At 64.5% G+C, this 15,161-nt stretch carries 14 protein-coding genes; 4 read left to right on the top strand and 10 right to left on the bottom strand.

Annotated elements, in window-relative coordinates; genetic code table 11:
- Positions 1-31 precede the first annotated feature (31 nt).
- The 7 genes from RX331_RS21485 to lptF all read right to left on the bottom strand — a co-directional run bounded on the left by RX331_RS21485 (position 32) and on the right by lptF (position 8,780).
- Entirely contained in the window at positions 32-1,090 is a 1,059-nt protein-coding gene (locus RX331_RS21485; protein ID WP_317251911.1) for an alcohol dehydrogenase, read from the bottom strand.
- Between the two features lie 12 nt (positions 1,091-1,102).
- A complete protein-coding gene (gene rsmA / locus RX331_RS21480) occupies positions 1,103-1,969 on the bottom strand; it encodes a 16S rRNA (adenine(1518)-N(6)/adenine(1519)-N(6))-dimethyltransferase RsmA (protein ID WP_317251910.1) in 867 nt (288 codons plus the stop codon).
- Entirely contained in the window at positions 1,966-3,015 is a 1,050-nt protein-coding gene (pdxA, locus tag RX331_RS21475) for a 4-hydroxythreonine-4-phosphate dehydrogenase PdxA (protein WP_317251909.1), read from the bottom strand. Before pdxA ends, rsmA begins: the two co-directional genes overlap by 4 nt.
- On the bottom strand, positions 3,015-3,944 hold the full coding sequence (locus tag RX331_RS21470; RefSeq protein WP_317251908.1) for a SurA N-terminal domain-containing protein: 930 nt from the start codon (positions 3,942-3,944) through the stop codon (positions 3,015-3,017). Before RX331_RS21470 ends, pdxA begins: the two co-directional genes overlap by 1 nt.
- A 77-nt stretch (positions 3,945-4,021) precedes the next feature.
- Positions 4,022-6,418, bottom strand: coding sequence for an LPS-assembly protein LptD (locus tag RX331_RS21465; protein ID WP_317251907.1), 2,397 nt, complete (start codon positions 6,416-6,418; stop codon positions 4,022-4,024).
- 98 nt (positions 6,419-6,516) lie between these two features.
- Positions 6,517-7,614 (bottom strand): LPS export ABC transporter permease LptG, encoded by a 1,098-nt coding sequence (gene lptG, locus RX331_RS21460; RefSeq protein WP_317251906.1) that lies wholly within the window; start codon positions 7,612-7,614, stop codon positions 6,517-6,519.
- A complete protein-coding gene (gene lptF / locus RX331_RS21455) occupies positions 7,611-8,780 on the bottom strand; it encodes an LPS export ABC transporter permease LptF (protein ID WP_317251905.1) in 1,170 nt (389 codons plus the stop codon). Before lptF ends, lptG begins: the two co-directional genes overlap by 4 nt.
- A 349-nt stretch (positions 8,781-9,129) precedes the next feature.
- Here lptF and RX331_RS21450 point away from each other — a divergent pair, with 349 nt between their 5' ends.
- The 3 genes from RX331_RS21450 to RX331_RS21440 all read left to right on the top strand — a co-directional run bounded on the left by RX331_RS21450 (position 9,130) and on the right by RX331_RS21440 (position 11,755).
- The gene (locus RX331_RS21450) at positions 9,130-10,632 is read left to right on the top strand and encodes a leucyl aminopeptidase (RefSeq protein ID WP_317251904.1); all 1,503 of its coding nucleotides are present in this window, start codon (positions 9,130-9,132) and stop codon (positions 10,630-10,632) included.
- Between the two features lie 15 nt (positions 10,633-10,647).
- The gene (locus RX331_RS21445) at positions 10,648-11,100 is read left to right on the top strand and encodes a DNA polymerase III subunit chi (protein WP_317251903.1); all 453 of its coding nucleotides are present in this window, start codon (positions 10,648-10,650) and stop codon (positions 11,098-11,100) included.
- A 124-nt stretch (positions 11,101-11,224) separates the two neighbouring features.
- Positions 11,225-11,755 carry a hypothetical protein gene (locus tag RX331_RS21440; protein ID WP_410707949.1) on the top strand — a complete coding sequence of 177 codons (531 nt, stop codon included), beginning with the start codon at positions 11,225-11,227 and terminating at the stop codon, positions 11,753-11,755.
- Between the two features lie 21 nt (positions 11,756-11,776).
- Here the strand turns inward: RX331_RS21440 and RX331_RS21435 are convergent, their stop codons facing one another.
- The 3 genes from RX331_RS21435 to RX331_RS21425 form a co-directional block, all read right to left on the bottom strand.
- The gene (locus RX331_RS21435) at positions 11,777-13,636 is read right to left on the bottom strand and encodes an ABC-F family ATP-binding cassette domain-containing protein (protein WP_317251902.1); all 1,860 of its coding nucleotides are present in this window, start codon (positions 13,634-13,636) and stop codon (positions 11,777-11,779) included.
- Between the two features lie 72 nt (positions 13,637-13,708).
- Positions 13,709-13,882 (bottom strand): hypothetical protein, encoded by a 174-nt coding sequence (locus tag RX331_RS21430; protein ID WP_317251901.1) that lies wholly within the window; start codon positions 13,880-13,882, stop codon positions 13,709-13,711.
- A 221-nt stretch (positions 13,883-14,103) separates the two neighbouring features.
- Positions 14,104-14,364, bottom strand: a complete 261-nt coding sequence (locus RX331_RS21425) for a sulfur globule protein precursor (RefSeq protein ID WP_317251900.1) — start codon at positions 14,362-14,364, stop codon at positions 14,104-14,106.
- Between the two features lie 324 nt (positions 14,365-14,688).
- Between RX331_RS21425 and ndk the strand changes: the two genes are divergently transcribed.
- The gene (gene ndk, locus RX331_RS21420) at positions 14,689-15,111 is read left to right on the top strand and encodes a nucleoside-diphosphate kinase (RefSeq protein WP_317251899.1); all 423 of its coding nucleotides are present in this window, start codon (positions 14,689-14,691) and stop codon (positions 15,109-15,111) included.
- Positions 15,112-15,161 lie beyond the last annotated feature (50 nt).

The following is a 15,161-nucleotide window of genomic DNA, read 5'->3' as shown; positions in this document are numbered from 1 at the left end:
TGCAATTCGTCATCGCAGTGACGCGCGTGCCTCAGTTCTTCAGCACGATGCGCCCGACGACCCTGCCGGCGCGCAGCTCGTCGATCCATTTCTGGACATCGGCCATCGGCTCTTCCTTCATCGGCGTCGGCTTGATCTTGCCGGCGCGAGCGAGCGCCATCAGTTCCTTGGCCTCGGTGAGGGTGCCGACCATGAAGCCCTCGATGGTCATGCGCTTGTAAACCCATTGCACCATCGGCAGGCTGAAATTGCCACCCATCAGGCCGGAGACCACGACCTTACCGCCGCGCGCTACCGTCGAAACGGCAAACTGCATCGATTTCTCGTTGCCGGCGAAATCGACGACGCCGTCGAAGCCGCCCTCGGTTTCCTTCAGGATGCGCCTGACCACCTCGGGCTCGGACGGATCGTAGGCATTGGCTGCGCCGTTCTTCAGCGCGGTCTCGCGCGCGGCTGGCGAGAGATCGGCGACCGTGATGTTCTGCTTGAACATCGCCTGCGCGAACGACAGCCCCATCATGCCGACGCCGCCGAGCCCGATCAGCAGCAGGTTGCGCTGCCGCGGCCGGTCGACCAACCGCTTCAGCGCGCCGTAGGCGGTTACCCCCGAGCACATCAGCGTCGCCGCCTGGTTGACCGGCAGCGGATCGTAATCAAGCAGGTATTTCGCGTCGGGCACCAGCACATGGGTGGCAAAGCCGCCATCGATGGAGACGCCGAGGAAGCGCTGCTTGACGCAGAGATTTTCATCGCCATTGGCGCAGTCGCGGCACTGGCCGCAGCCGATCCAGGGGAATACCGCCTGCTTCCTGCCGATCAGCTCTTTCGGTGCGTCGGGACCGACTTCGTCGACGACGCCGGCAATCTCGTGGCCGAGCGTGAACGGCAGCGTCATGCCGCGCGTGGTGTCGAGCTTCTTGCCGCCGCCGAGATCGGCATAGCCGTCCTGGATGTGCAGGTCGGAATGACAGAGACCGCAGCGCTCGATGCGGACGAGAACTTCGCGCCCCTGTGGCTTCGGCGTGTCGACGACGGTTTCGCACAATGGCGCATCGAATTTGACGAGAGACTGGCGGACCATTCGCGCCATGGTGTTCACTCCTTATACGGCGTTTGTTCTTGTGTTTCGTATATCGACCAATTCCCGAGCCATGGCAACAAAGCCCGAGACGGGGATGGTCTCGGCGCGCCTTGTCGCATCGATCTGTGCGGCCGCGGCGAGGCGCGCCGGGTCGACCGACAGCGATTTCAGGCTCTGCCGCAGCATCTTGCGGCGCTGGCCGAAGGCGGCCGCGGCGACCTGCTCGAGCGCGCGGCGGTCGCAGGCTTCAGGGACTGCGCGCGGCACGAGGCGCACCACCGAGGAGGTTACCTTGGGCTGCGGCACGAAAGCGGCCGGGGAAATGTCGAACAGGATCTTGGTCTCGGCACGCCAGTTGGCGAGCACGCCGAGGCGGCCATAGGCCTCCTCATTCTCACGCGCGACGATGCGCTCGGCGACCTCGCGCTGAAACATCAAGACCATCATGTCGTACCAGGGCGGCCATGGCTCGATCGAGAGCCAGTCGACCAGGAGCGCGGTCGCGATGTTGTAGGGCAGGTTGGCGACGATCCTGGCGCGCTCGTTGCCGAGCATCGGCCTCGGATCGAAATGCTGCGCGTCGGCATGGACGATCTCGAGCCGCCCGGGATAGCGCTTGGCAATGTAATCGAGCGGGGCCAGCGCGCGTTCGTCGCGCTCGACCGCGATGACGCGCTTGGCGCCGAGCGCGAGCAGCGCGCGTGTCAGCCCGCCGGGCCCGGGGCCGACCTCGATGATGGTGGCGCCTTCGAGGGGACCCGCAGCGCGCGCGATCCGCGCGGTGAGGTTGAGATCGAGCAGAAAGTTCTGGCCGAGCGATTTCCGCGCCGACAGGGAGTGTTCGCGGATGACCTCGCGCAGCGGCGGCAGATCGTCGATCGCGCTCATAAAGGCCTGGTCGCCGCCATGCGCGCGGCGAGCCGTAGCGCCGCGGCAAGGCTCGACGGGTTGGCCTTGCCGGTGCCGGCGATGTCGAAGGCGGTGCCGTGATCCGGCGAGGTCCGGATGAACGGCAATCCCAGCGTGACGTTCACCGCGTCCTCGAACGCGATGGTCTTGATCGGGATCAATGCCTGATCGTGATACATGCAGACGGCGCAGTCATAGGTCTTGCGCGCCGCGGCGTGAAACATGGTGTCGGCCGGCAACGGGCCCCTGGCGTCGATGCCGGCCTTGCATAGCGCCTCGACGGCGGGCGCCACGATCTCGATGTCTTCGCTGCCGAGCGAGCCGTCCTCGCCGGCATGCGGATTGAGGCCCGACAGCGCAAGCCGCGGCCGCGCCAGGCCGAAATGCGCTTTCATGTCCGCAGCCGCGATCTTCGCGGTCGTCACGATCAACTCGCTGGTCAGGCGCAGCACGGCCTCGCGCAGCGACAGATGGATGGTAACGGGAACGACGGCGAGCGCCGGCGACCACAGCATCATCACCGGCTGCGGCGCGCTTCCGCCGTCGGCGGCAAGCTCGGCGAGATATTCGGTGTGGCCGGGATGGCGGAAGCCGGCGCGATACAGCACGCTCTTGGCGATCGGGTTGGTGACGATGGCGCCGGCGCGTCCGTTCCTGACGTGATCGACCGCGTGGCGAATGGAGGCAAGCGCGGCGCTAGCGCTGCTCTCATCAGGGTGTCCGGGGCGCGCGGTGGCGGTTTCGCCGGTGGCCACCACGGGCAGGGCTTTTGCAAAGGATGCACAGGCGTCCTCGGGCGTAGCCTCGGCGAACGCGACCGACAGGCCCAGCAGCTTCGCCCGCTCGGTGAAGAACGCGCGATCGCCGAGCAGATAGAAAGGCGGCAGGTCGAGTTCGCTGCGGCGCAGCCAGGCGGTGAGCGCGATATCGGGGCCGATCCCCGCCGGCTCGCCGGATGTCAGCGCGAGAGCCTTGATATTCGAAGACCTGGTCTTCACAGCCTCGGAATTCGGATCTCCGGCCATCAACGGCATTCGATCATCGCGGCCTTGCGGATATCCGCCAAGTAGGCCTTCGACTTTGCCTCGTATTTCTGGGTGTACATCTTTTCCCGGATTTCGCGCTTCTTCGGCGTGTCGATCTTGGTCGGCTTGCGCTCGCACAGCGCCACCATCTCGACGCCCTGCTTGGTGATCTCGGGCGGGGTCAGGCGGCCGACCGGCGTCTTGTCGAGGAGCTCGCGCAGCGGGCCGGGGATGTCGGCCGAGGTCTTGGTGACGACCGGGCGGATCGCGGCATTCTGCATCGACTTGAAATAGTCGTTGGCTTGATCGCAGCTCTGCACGCGTTCACGCAAGGATTCCGCTTCCTTGCGCCGCTGATCGATCGCGCCCTGCGCCGAGCCGCGCGGCACGATCAGAACGATCGGCTGCAGCCGGTATTCGAACGCGTCCACCTGGGTCGACTCGCCGCTTTGCTGGGCAGCTTCGGCGACGTCCTTTTCGCCGACCTGCAGGCTTTCCTTGAAGCGGCCGCGCACCAGGCTGCCCCAGACCATCTCCGACTTGAGGCGGGCTTTTAGCGTTTCCGGCCGCACCCCCTGGCTCTCCAGCGACTTGCTGAGCTGTTCTGGCGTGAGACGCATCCGCTGAGCCATCCCGGCAAAGGCCTGGTCCATGTCGCTGACGCCGGGATCGACGCCATATCGCTTGGCTTCCTTGATCTTCACCTTGTCGTTGATCAGCTCGTCGAGGATTTCCTGCTTCGTCGACTGTTTGCGCGTGGTCAGGAAGTTGAGCTTGGTGCGCTGCTCGATGTCGAGACCGGTGATCGGCTCGCCGCTGACCATGCAGACGATGGACTGCGCCGGCAGCGGTGAAATCCCGGCGGCCAGCGTGGCCAGCGCGAGGGCGCAGCCGGCGGTCAGGGAGTGCAGTCGGCGAGGCCGGAGCATAGGGGGGGTCATGTCATATCAGCCGCATCAACCAATCGTACCGCGCTGGCGCTGGCTACCTTCCGGCACGGTCAGGCCTATTGGAAACCGGCGGGGCCGGCCGACGAAGACGAGTTCGCAATGGTCCGCAGGCCAATCTGCAGCATGAAAGCGTGATTGAGCACCGGGGGCGCCGCTCCGGCCGAATAGTTATAGGACGTGACGTAGTTGGCGGCCAGCACGAAGCAATCGTCCACATAGCCAGCGCCGATGATGTACTGGTTCAGCTTGTTGGCTTCAAGGTCCCAGCGCGCTGCGCCCGACACCACCCAGTTCGACGCCAGCTTGATCGATGCGGTGCCGAGCAGGCCCTCGCGCCGGGTCAGATAGCCGAGTTCCGGCTGGGCGGCGTAGTTGCCATACATCATGCTGACCGACCAGCGGTCGAACGAGGCACGTCCCTCGGCCTCGAACCGATTGACATTCAACGTCGCCTCATCGATGCGCGAGCGCACGCTGAACGTATAGGTGCGGTTCGGCGAATAATTGACGCGGGTGACGTAGTCGGAGCGGGTGTTCTGCAGGCCGGAATTGAGCGCGGTATTGGTCGCGTCCGCCACCGCGAACGAGTTCAGGCCGAACAGCTGGTAGGACTGGCCGAACAGCACGTTGACGCTGCCGCCGCGATCGAACTGGGTGGTCGCCTGCACGCCGACATTGGCGCGGCCGCCGCCTTCGACGCGGTCGTAGCCGGAGAACTTGTCGACCGCGAACAGGTTAGAGGCGTCGAACACCATGCTCTGCGCGTCTTCGTTCGGCAGCTTGCCGGCATACGTCTCGTTCGGCCGAAGGATGATCTGCGCGATCGGCTCGATCGTGGTGGTGCCCCAGGGCTGAACATTGATGAAGGGGTAGCGATATTCGAGGCCGACCGTCGGCATCAGGCGGAGCGCCTGGGTGTCGCCGACGGGTAGGAAGTTCGAAACGCCGGGCTGGTTCGAGATCGAGGCGTCGATCGCATCGGCGCGCAGAATCGCGAACGGCGTCCAGATCTGGCCGATCGGATCGGTGTAGGAGCGCCGCCACTGCGCTTCGGCGGTGAGCCGCGTATAGGTGCCGGGCATGCCGCGCAGCAGGCACTGCGAGGGGATGCGGGCGAGCGGATCAGCCGACGCGGTCAGGCACAGGCCGTTGGTGTTGGCCAGCGTCGTGATCGGGTCGAACGCCGCCGTCGTGCGCGACAGGCTGGTGAAGTTCGTCTTGTAGCTGACCTCGCCGCCCAGGATCGGGTGGTTGAAGACGTTGTTGTAGTCGATGACAGGATGGATCACCGGCACCTTGTCCTGGCTGCCGGAGAAGGAGAGGTAATAGATCGTGCGCGCGTCGAAGAAGCTGCGGTTGCCGACGCCGGTCAGGTAGAGCTGCGAGATCGCTTCGGTCGGCAGGCTCAGGAACGAGCCCAAGGGATCGCGATACTGCGCCAGCCGGTAGTCTGAGAAGAAGTAGTAATCCGACAGCAGGACGCCGTCCCAACCCCAGACCCATTTGTCGTTGAGGGCGAACTGGCCCTTGGTGTCGATGCCGCCGCGGAAGTCGCGGTCGCCCGGCTGTCCGGCGAACGCGCCGGGATCGAGCTGGTTAATGCCATAGGCGCGGATCTGGTACGAGCCGTTAATCAGCCGCTGGCGGAACTCGCCCTGGAACAGCACGCCCTGCCGGGTGGTGAAACGCGGATTGAAGGTCGCGTCATAGTCCGGCGCGATTGCCCAGTAGAACGGGGTCTCCACCGCGTAGCCATAGGTCGAGTTGGAGCTGTAGGCGGGCATCAGGAAGCCCGTCTTGCGCTTCACGGTCGGATCGGGCGTCGAGAAGTACGGCAGATACGCGATCGGCACGCCGAAGAATTCGAGCTGCGCGTTCTCGAAATACAGCATCTTGTCGGTCTGGTTGTGGATGATGCGCGCACCCTTGACCTGCCAGAGCGGCGGCTTCTTCGGATTGTCCTTGCACGGTGCGCAGGCGGTATACACGCCGTTTTCGAACACGGTGTAATTGCCGGCCGAACGGTCGGCGCGGGATGCCGCCATGCGCGTATCATCGGCAGTGTCGACGCGCAGCGAGTCGACGAAACCGTCACGGTAATCGTCGCTCAGATCCATGATGTTGGCGTAGGTGACTTTGCCTTCCGCGTCGGTGAGGCGGATGTTGCCTTCCGCGTGCAGCCGCTTGGTCTTCTGGTCGTAAACGACCTTGTCGGCCTCCACGCTGGTGCCGTTGTAGAACATCTGCACGTTGCCGACCGCCGACACGCGCTGGTTGTTGTAGTCGTAGTCGACCTCGACCGCTTGCACGGTCATGCGGCCGTCATTGCTCACCGGCCGCGGCGGCGGCTTGGGCGGGCGCGGGTTGTAGGTGAAGCCTTGCGCCGAGGCCGGCACGGTCAGGGCAAGCTCCATCGAGCCAGCCAGGACCAACCCGGCAAGCAGGGCAAACATCGGTACGCCAACGGCGGCCAAACGGGCTCGACAGCGGCGCACGGGGGTGCACCGCCTGAACGCAGGCGACCTCAACTGGCGGGCGGCGACAACGGCCACTACCCGTCCTCCTGGTACAACAAGGCCAAAAATCCGGTGAGGCCGCCCACACAGACGGGCAACCACGCCGCAGCGATGGGATGCATCAACTCAGCCTTGCTCAAATCCTCAGTAACTTTCGATAGAACGTAGAGCAGAAACCCTGCGCCCACGCCACTCAAAACCATCTTCTGCACGCCGCCCATCCGGAAGAAGCGAAGGCTCACGGAAGCCGCCAACATCACCATTGCAGCCAGCAAAAATGGCTGTGCGATGAGCTTATGGTACTGCAAACGGTATCCTGCGGTCGCGAAGCCCGAACTCTCCGAGGATCGGATATAGCCAGGCAGTTGCCAAAAGGACACGGTTTCGGGGGTGGAGAAGCTGTTGCGGACCTGGGCCGGGGTGAGGGTGGTTGGGAGGTAATACGTCTCCTGATCAACCGGAGGTTTATCAAGGGAGTATCTTCGTACCGATTTAAAGGCCCAGCGGCCTTCCTCGAGGGAGGCCTCGCGGGCCTCGATTCGCTCCTCGAACTGGAGCTTGGGGTCGAATCGGAACACGGTCAGTCCGGTTAGCCGGACGCCCTGCTGCTCGCTGCGCGCGGCGTTGATGATCGATTGGCCGTCGCTGTTGATCTGGTTGAGCCAGAAGCCGGAGGCGTCCTGGATGCCGCCGCCGGGCGCCGAGCCGAACAGTTCGGCCTCCATCCGCTTGGACAGTTCGCGCAGGTTGGCTGACATCGGATTGTAGGCGACGGTGGCCAGCATACCGAGGATGATCGAGCTTGCCAGCGCCGGCGAGATGAACTGCCAGGCGGACACGCCGGCCGCCCGCGCCACCACCAGCTCGAGCCGCCGCGACAGCGCGAGATAGCAGGTCATCGCGCCGATGAGGACGCAGAATGGCATCAGCTTTTCGAGCAGTTGCGGCACCCGGTACAGCGAGGTCTGCGCCACCGTGATGGCGGAGGCGGAGGCGAGGCCGGAGGTCTTGCGGACCATTTCGATGTAGTCGACCAGTACGAGCAGCACGAAGATGCTCGCAAACACGCCCACCGCCGAGATCAGGAAGCGGCCGGCGAAGTATCGCCCGAGCGTATTGGTCATCATGCTCAAGCTGCGGCCGGCCGTCCAAAGAACCGCGCCAGGCGCGCATTCGAGCGATTGATCGCCTCCATCAGCGCCGCCGGCGGCTCCACCACGATGCCGCCGACGATCATCCAGAGCCCTATGGCAATCGCGGCAAACAGCATCGAATACTGGACGAGAGCCATGGCGGGCGTCTTGACGGTCATCACCGAGCAGGCGAATCCCGCCATGCGCAGGCCGAACACCGCCAGGATGGATCCCCCGATCGAGAAATTGCGGCTCTGCCGTGTGGTGCGCGGCGTGCCGAGAAAGGCGAAGGTCAGGACCGCGAAGGCAAAAGGATAGACCGGCGCCATGAAGCGGTCATGCAACTCGGCGGTAAACTGTCCGGAAAGCTGCCTGAAGGTCGGGTCGTCCTCCGGGGGCGAAACCAGCTCCCAAAGGTACCGTTCGCGAATGCCGAGCGCGACGTCGCGGCCGCGATTGGAGAACTTTGACATGTCGAAGGCGTAGCGAACGAAGGCGACAAAGGCCGGATCGCGCTTTCCCGCCTCGAAACGTTCAAGATTGCCGTCCTCCAGCACAAGATAGGAGCCGGTCTCGTTCTTCAGCACCGTGCCGTGGTCGGCAATGATGGTGACGCGCTCCTTGGGATCGCGGCGGTCGTCGACGAAGATGCCGCCAAGCACACCACCGGGCTGCCGCTCGCGGATGCGAATCGTCAGGTTCTGGTCGAGCTGGGCGAAACGGCCGGGCTGCAGGATGTTGGTGAGCACGTCGGCCGTGATCTCGGCGTCCCATTGCTTGATCCGGCGCAGGCCGTCGGGGGCGAGATAGGAGCCGATGAAGGTGACCAGGAGCGCTACCACGCAGGTGGCGAAGAAGAACGGGCGGAACAGCCGATATGGCGAGAAGCCGGCGGCGTTCATCACGATGATTTCGGAATCGGTGGCGAGCTTGTTGAGCGTGTGGGAAATCGCGATCATCAGCGCGATCGGCGCGATGATCAAAACCAGCGCCGGAATCACCAGGCTGGTGATGCCGAGAAAGGTGATGATGGTTTGGCCCTGGCTGGTCATCAGGTCGATGCCGCGCAGCGCCTGGGTAATCCAGATCACGCCCGTCAGGCTGACCAGGACCAGCGCAAACGACGCGAGCGTCGTGCGGAAGATGTACCTGTCGATAGACCCCATCGTTACCCGTACGATCTCGCCCCAGCACGCCTGACGGGCAGCTTCCGACCAACCCCTTTGGAAGGGTTCCCCTTTGGCCGGGCCGCCTGTTGTCAGGCCGTCACTTCTCTCACTACCATCCCTTTGATCTGTCAACAAAATGGCCGGGCCATGGCGGCGTCCTGATACCGTTAACAATTCGCCTAATGTGGCCTTCTCGCCACTGCGGCGCTTGGCAGTGACGCGGCTTGCAGGTCATAGTGCCGGAAACGTCAGGTCCGGAGCGATTTGGGCCGTTAGCTGCGAGAACATTCCATAATCGGGCCGATTCCGGACCCGTCACGAACAGCCCCATTCTGGAGGATTACCTATGTCCGACGCCGTCAAAGTCGGCTTTGTCGCTTTTTCCGCAGCTCTCCGCGGCGTTGTCGTGGCTTTTTGCGACGACACGTTGAAGTTCGGCGAGGCGACGCGGAAGGCGCTGGGAAAAGCCGCCGATACCGTGAAGCGGGCGGCGGCGGCCAACCAGTTCAAGGGCAAGAGCGGATCGACGCTCGATATTCCGGCGCCGGAGGGAATCAAGGCGGAACGGCTGATCGTGGTCGGCGTCGGCAAGGCGGCCGACATCAAGGAGAAGGATTTTCTAAAGTTCGGCGGCGTCACCGCCGGCAAGCTCAACGGCGCCAGCGAAACCGTCACCGTGATCGCCGAACTGCCTGACGGGGCGATGCAGGCCGATGCCGCCGCGGCGATTGCCTCGGGCCTCAAGCTGCGCGCCTACAAGTTCGATCGCTACAAGACCAAGAAGAAGGATAACGACAACGGCGCGCTGCGTGCCGACGTCTCGATCGCCGTCGAGGATGTCGCCGCCGCGCGAAAAGCGTTCGCGCCGGCGGGCCATGTCGTGGACGGCGTGATCATTGCGCGCGAGCTCGTCAACGAGCCGCCGAACGTGTTGTATCCGGTCGAATTCGCGCGCCGCGCGAGCCAGCTCAAGAAGCTGGGCGTCGATGTCGAAGTGCTCGACGTCAAGGCGATGCAAAAGCTCGGCATGGGGGCGCTGCTCGGCGTCGCGCAGGGCTCGACGCAGCCGGGCCGCACCGTGATCATGCGCTGGAACGGCGGCAAGAAGGGCGATGCGCCGGTCGCGTTCATCGGCAAGGGCGTCTGCTTCGATACCGGCGGCATCTCCATCAAGGGCGCCGCCAGCATGGAGGACATGAAGGGCGACATGGGCGGCGCGGCCTGCGTGGTCGGGCTGATGCATGCGCTCGCCGCGCGCAAGGCGAAGGTCAATGCGGTCGGCGCCATAGGCCTCGTCGAGAACATGCCCGACGGCAACGCCCAGCGTCCCGGCGATATCGTCACCTCGATGTCGGGCCAGACCATCGAGATCATCAACACCGACGCCGAGGGCCGGCTCGTGCTGGCCGATGTGCTGTGGTACGTGACGAAGAAGTTCAAGCCGAAATTCATGATCGATCTGGCGACGCTGACTGGCGCGATCATGGTTGCGCTCGGCACTGAATATGCCGGTATGTTCTCCAACAATGACGAACTGGCGGAGCGCCTGAGCAAGATCGGCGATGAGACCGGCGAGCGCGTCTGGCGCATGCCGCTCGGCGCTGAATACGACAAGCTGATCGATTCGCAGTTCGCCGACATGAAGAACACCGGCGGACGCCACGGCGGCTCGATCACGGCCGCGCAGTTCCTGCAGCGTTTCGTCGATGGCACCCCGTGGGCGCATCTCGACGTCGCGGGAACCGCGATGGGCGCGCCGAAAACCGACATCAACCACTCCTGGGGATCCGGCTACGGCGTGCGCCTCCTGGACCGGCTGGTCGCGAAATATTACGAAGCCACCAGGTAACTCGGTTGCAGGTGAATGACGGAAGTCCTGTTCTATCATTTGCAGGGCATGTCGCTCGAAAGCGTATTGCCGCCGCTTTTGGAAAAATCGCTCGAGCGCGGCTGGCGCGTGGTCGTGCAATCGACTTCGCCGGAACGCACCGAGGCGCTCGATGCTCACTTATGGACCTACAGCGACGATTCGTTCCTGCCGCATGCCACCTGGCGCGTCGGCGACGCGCAGGACCAGCCGATCATTCTGTCGATCGAGGAGGGCAATCCGAACCAGGCCAATGTCAGGTTCCTGATCGACAACGCCACATTGCCGGCCGATTGCGACAGCTATGAACGCGTAGTGCTGGTGTTCAACGGCGACGATGACGAGGCGCTGAGCGCGGCGCGCGGCGCCTGGGCCGACTGCAAGGCGCGAGGGTTCGACGTGACCTATTGGCAGGCCGATGAGCGGGGACGGTGGCAGCGGCGGCAATAGCGATCTGTGGGAATTAATGATAATTGTTAAGTTCCTGGGCCGGAGCTTGCGGGTAGCCATGGTGGTGCCGCAAAGTGATGGTCGGACAAGCAGTTACAGTAGAGGGCGGAGCCAGGGTCTTAGCGTGCGACGCAGAACGATCAATCGAAAGCCATTGCTGACGCTGCTCTTGCTCGGACCTGCGCTTGCGGGTTGTGCGAGTGGCGCGGATCTGTTGTCGAAGGATGCGGACTGGTTTCAGCGCTCAGGCCGCGTGTTCATCCGCAACGTGTCGATCGAAACGCCGCCGCTGACGCCGACCAAGGCGGTCATGCCCGATGAGCTCGTCGCGGCCGACGGCGGCTGTCCCGGCATGGGCGCGCCCGGCGCCACGGCGCTGGCGGACGGAGCCGCCGGCAGTCCGCCGCCGTCGACGACAGGCACGGTCGCGCTCGGTCACACCGAATGCGACGTCGTGCGCGGCATCGGCGCGCCCGACAATGTCAGTCTGTCCAACAACCCGCGCGGCGATCGCGTGGCGGTCGTCACCTATTCACGCGGTCCGCGCGCCGGGCTCTATACCTTCACCGCGGGACGCCTGACCTCGATCGAGCGCGGACCGGAGCCGGTGGCGCCGGCCAAGGGCGCCAGGCCGAAGAAAAGGTCGGCCACGTAAGTCTCGCGGCAATAAGCATTTTCAGCCCGCGGCCGCGTCGAATTCCGCGCTGGCCTCGAGCCAGTTTTCCTCGGCGCGCCGCAGCGCATCTTCCGCGCCGGCGCGCGCCTTGCTGAGTTGCGCGGCCTGCTTGGGATCGCGGGTGAACAGGTCGGGCAGCGCGAGCGCGGTGTCGATCTTCGCGATGATGCCGGTGATGCGCTCGATCTCCGCTTCCGCCTCTGCGATCCGCTGCTTCAACGGTGTCCGCCTTTCGCCCCTTGGCCGTTCCGGTTTTGCGGTCTCCTTTTGCCTTTCGCGGGAAGCGCCGCGCGCATCGAGCGACAGCACCATGCGCCTGTAATCGTCGAGGTCGCCGTCATAGGTCGTCACCGTCTTGTTGGCGACGACCCATAATTGGTCGGCGCAGGCCTCGATCAGATAGCGGTCGTGCGAGACCATGATGACAGCGCCGGGAAAATCGTTGATCGCCTCCGCCAGCGCGGCGCGGCTGTCGATGTCGAGATGATTGGTCGGCTCGTCCAGGATGATCATGTTCGGGCCGAAGAAGGTGGCGAGCCCGAGCAACAGCCGCGCCTTCTCGCCGCCCGACAGGCTTCTGACCAGGGTATCGCCGGCCTTGCCGGAAAAGCCGATCGCGCCGACACGTCCGCGCACCTTGGACTCGATCGCATCGGGCATCAGGCGGCGGACGTGATCGTAGGGCGAGGCGTCGAGGTTGAGCTCGTCGACCTGATGCTGCGCGAAATAGCCGACGGAAAGCTTTTCCGCCCGCGTGATCCTGCCTGAGAACGGCTGCAGCTTGCTTGCGAGCAGCTTGACCAGCGTCGACTTGCCGTTGCCGTTGGAGCCGAGCAGGGCGATGCGGTCGTCGGTATCGACGCGCAGCGTGACACGGCTCAGCACCGGCGTTTTCGGATCGTAGCCGACCGAGACGTCGTCGACCGCGATGATCGGCGGCGACAGCAGTTTTTCCGGCTCCGGGAAGGTGATTTCACGCACGTCCTGCGTTACCAGTGCAGTGACCGGCTTCATCCGCTCCAGCATCTTGACGCGGGACTGGGCCTGGCGGGCTTTCGAGGCTTTCGCCTTGAAGCGATCGACGAAGGCCTGCAGCCGCTTGCGCTCGTCGGCTTGGCGCTTGGCGTGCTTGGCGTCGAGCATCTCGCGCATCGCGCGCTGTTCCTCGAACGAGGTATAGGTTCCCTTGTAGAGCGTCAGCTTGCCACGATCGAGATGCAGGATCTGGTCGACCGAGGTGTCGAGCAGGTCGCGGTCATGGCTGATGACGATGACGGTGCGCGGGTAGCTCGCGAGGTGGTCTTCCAGCCACAGCGTGCCTTCGAGGTCGAGATAGTTGGTCGGCTCGTCCAGCAGTAGCAGGTCGGGCGCGGCGAACAGCGTCGCCGCCAGCGCCACCCGCATGCGCCAGCCGCCGGAGAATTCTGAGCACGGCCGCGCCTGGTCCGCGGTGGAAAATCCGAGGCCAGACAGGATCGCGGCGGCGCGGGCCGGTGCGGAATGCGCGTCGATGTCGACCAGCCGGGTCTGGATTTCGGCGATGCGGTGCGGATCGTCGGCGGTTTCGGCCTCGCGGAGCAGCGCATCGCGCTCCAAATCGGCCTTCAGCACGACATTGATCAGGCTTTCCGGACCGTCGGGCGCCTCCTGCGCCAGGCTGCCGATGCGCCAGCGCGGCGGGAGGGTGATGCTGCCGGATTCAATCGGCAGGTCGCCCCGGATTGCATGAAACAGTGTCGATTTTCCGACGCCGTTGCGGCCGACGAAGCCGACGCGCGCACCCGGCACGATCTGCACAGTGCTGCTGTCGATCAGGAGCCGTCCGGCGATCCGGATCGAAATATCTGAAATGGAAAGCATGCGGCGTTGTCACCGGAGCCGGCGCCAAACGCAACCTCTATGTCAGTAAATCGGCACTCCCAATTGCAGCGCTCAATGCAGCTCGCTGTCGCGGCGGCGGAGTTCTTCGACGAGCTCCTCTAGACGGGGCGACAGCTCGGTTTCGGGGCGCATGCTCTGTTGCAGCCGCTCGCCGATCGCGTCGCAAATCGAGACGCATGTCCTGTGATCGATTTGTTCGGAATTGTGGTCGATTCGGGTATCCATGGCGGCCTCTGACGAGTTCCACCTCGCAGCGCTCGCAAGGCTTGAGTGTTAATTTATGGGTCAAGTCACAGCGGCGAATTTGGTTTCGCGTGCACAGGCGGCCCGCGTTCTATCGGCGGGTGCGCAGAAAGCGTGTCCCGGCAAATAGTTCCCGCAAAAAAAAAGCCCCGGCGCGGCGGCCGGGGCATCAGTCTCAGGGGGAAAGGTCCAATCGGGGTGGGTCAGTAGCAGCGGTTCACCAGCCGCCAGCGCGGGCCCCAGGGAGTCGGAACCAGGCGCCGCACGTAGCAGCCGCCATAACCGCCGCCGTAATAGGCTGGGCCGCCGATGAAGACGCGGGGGCCACCCCAGCCCCAGCCGTGGTGGTGGTGCCAGCCGCCATGGTGCCAGCCACCGCCCCAGGCCGAGGCCGAGGTCGGCGCCAACGCGGCTGCACCAAGCGAAGCCGCAGCCACTGCAACGAGCGAGAGTTTGCGTAACATGGTCATCTCCTCAAAGTTCGGCGCCGTTTGGCACCATCCGTGAGATCGGGTCCCGTGACGCCCCGGGCCGGCGGATGCCCATGCCCTTGCGTTCGATCATGGCCAAGTCTACGGCCGCGAAGCTGAATGAAGGCGCCACGGCTGTTTCAGACAGGGTTCACCTGCGTGAAATTGCGGTAATCTTTGCCCTACGGGCGCGTGTGCCGCCGCGAAAGCACGCCGAAAAGGGGTGGGGAGGCGCGTCACCGGGTCGCTTGCCGTCCCGGGATCGCGCCGATATAAGCCCCGGCAACTCTCCAACCACGTTTTGCAAGGACGTAAACTATGGCGATTGAACGCACTTTCTCGATCATCAAGCCGGACGCGACCGCGCGCAATCTGACCGGCGCCGTCAACGCGCTGATCGAGAAGGCGGGCCTGCGGATCGTGGCCCAGAAGCGCATTCGCATGACGCGCGATCAGGCGGAAACCTTCTACGCCGTCCACAAGGCGCGCCCGTTCTTCGGCGAACTGGTCGAGTTCATGACCTCGGGCCCGGTCGTCGTGCAGGTGCTGGAGGGCGAGGGCGCGATCGCCAAGTACCGCGACGTGATGGGTGCGACCGATCCGTCGAAGGCGGCGGACGGCACGATCCGCAAGGTTCACGCGAAGTCGATCGGCGAGAACTCGGTGCACGGTTCGGATGCGCCGGAAACTGCCGCGATCGAGATCGCGCAATTCTTCTCAGGTAACGAGATCGTCGGCTGATCGATTGGAAGCGCGGCAGGCAATAGCCGCGCGCTAACGGCTCCGAGGCC

It is taken from the genome of Bradyrhizobium sp. BWA-3-5 (assembly GCF_032917985.1).
In the GTDB taxonomy this organism is placed as follows: Bacteria; Pseudomonadota; Alphaproteobacteria; order Rhizobiales; family Xanthobacteraceae; genus Bradyrhizobium.
This window is presented reverse-complemented; position numbering and strand designations above follow the sequence as displayed.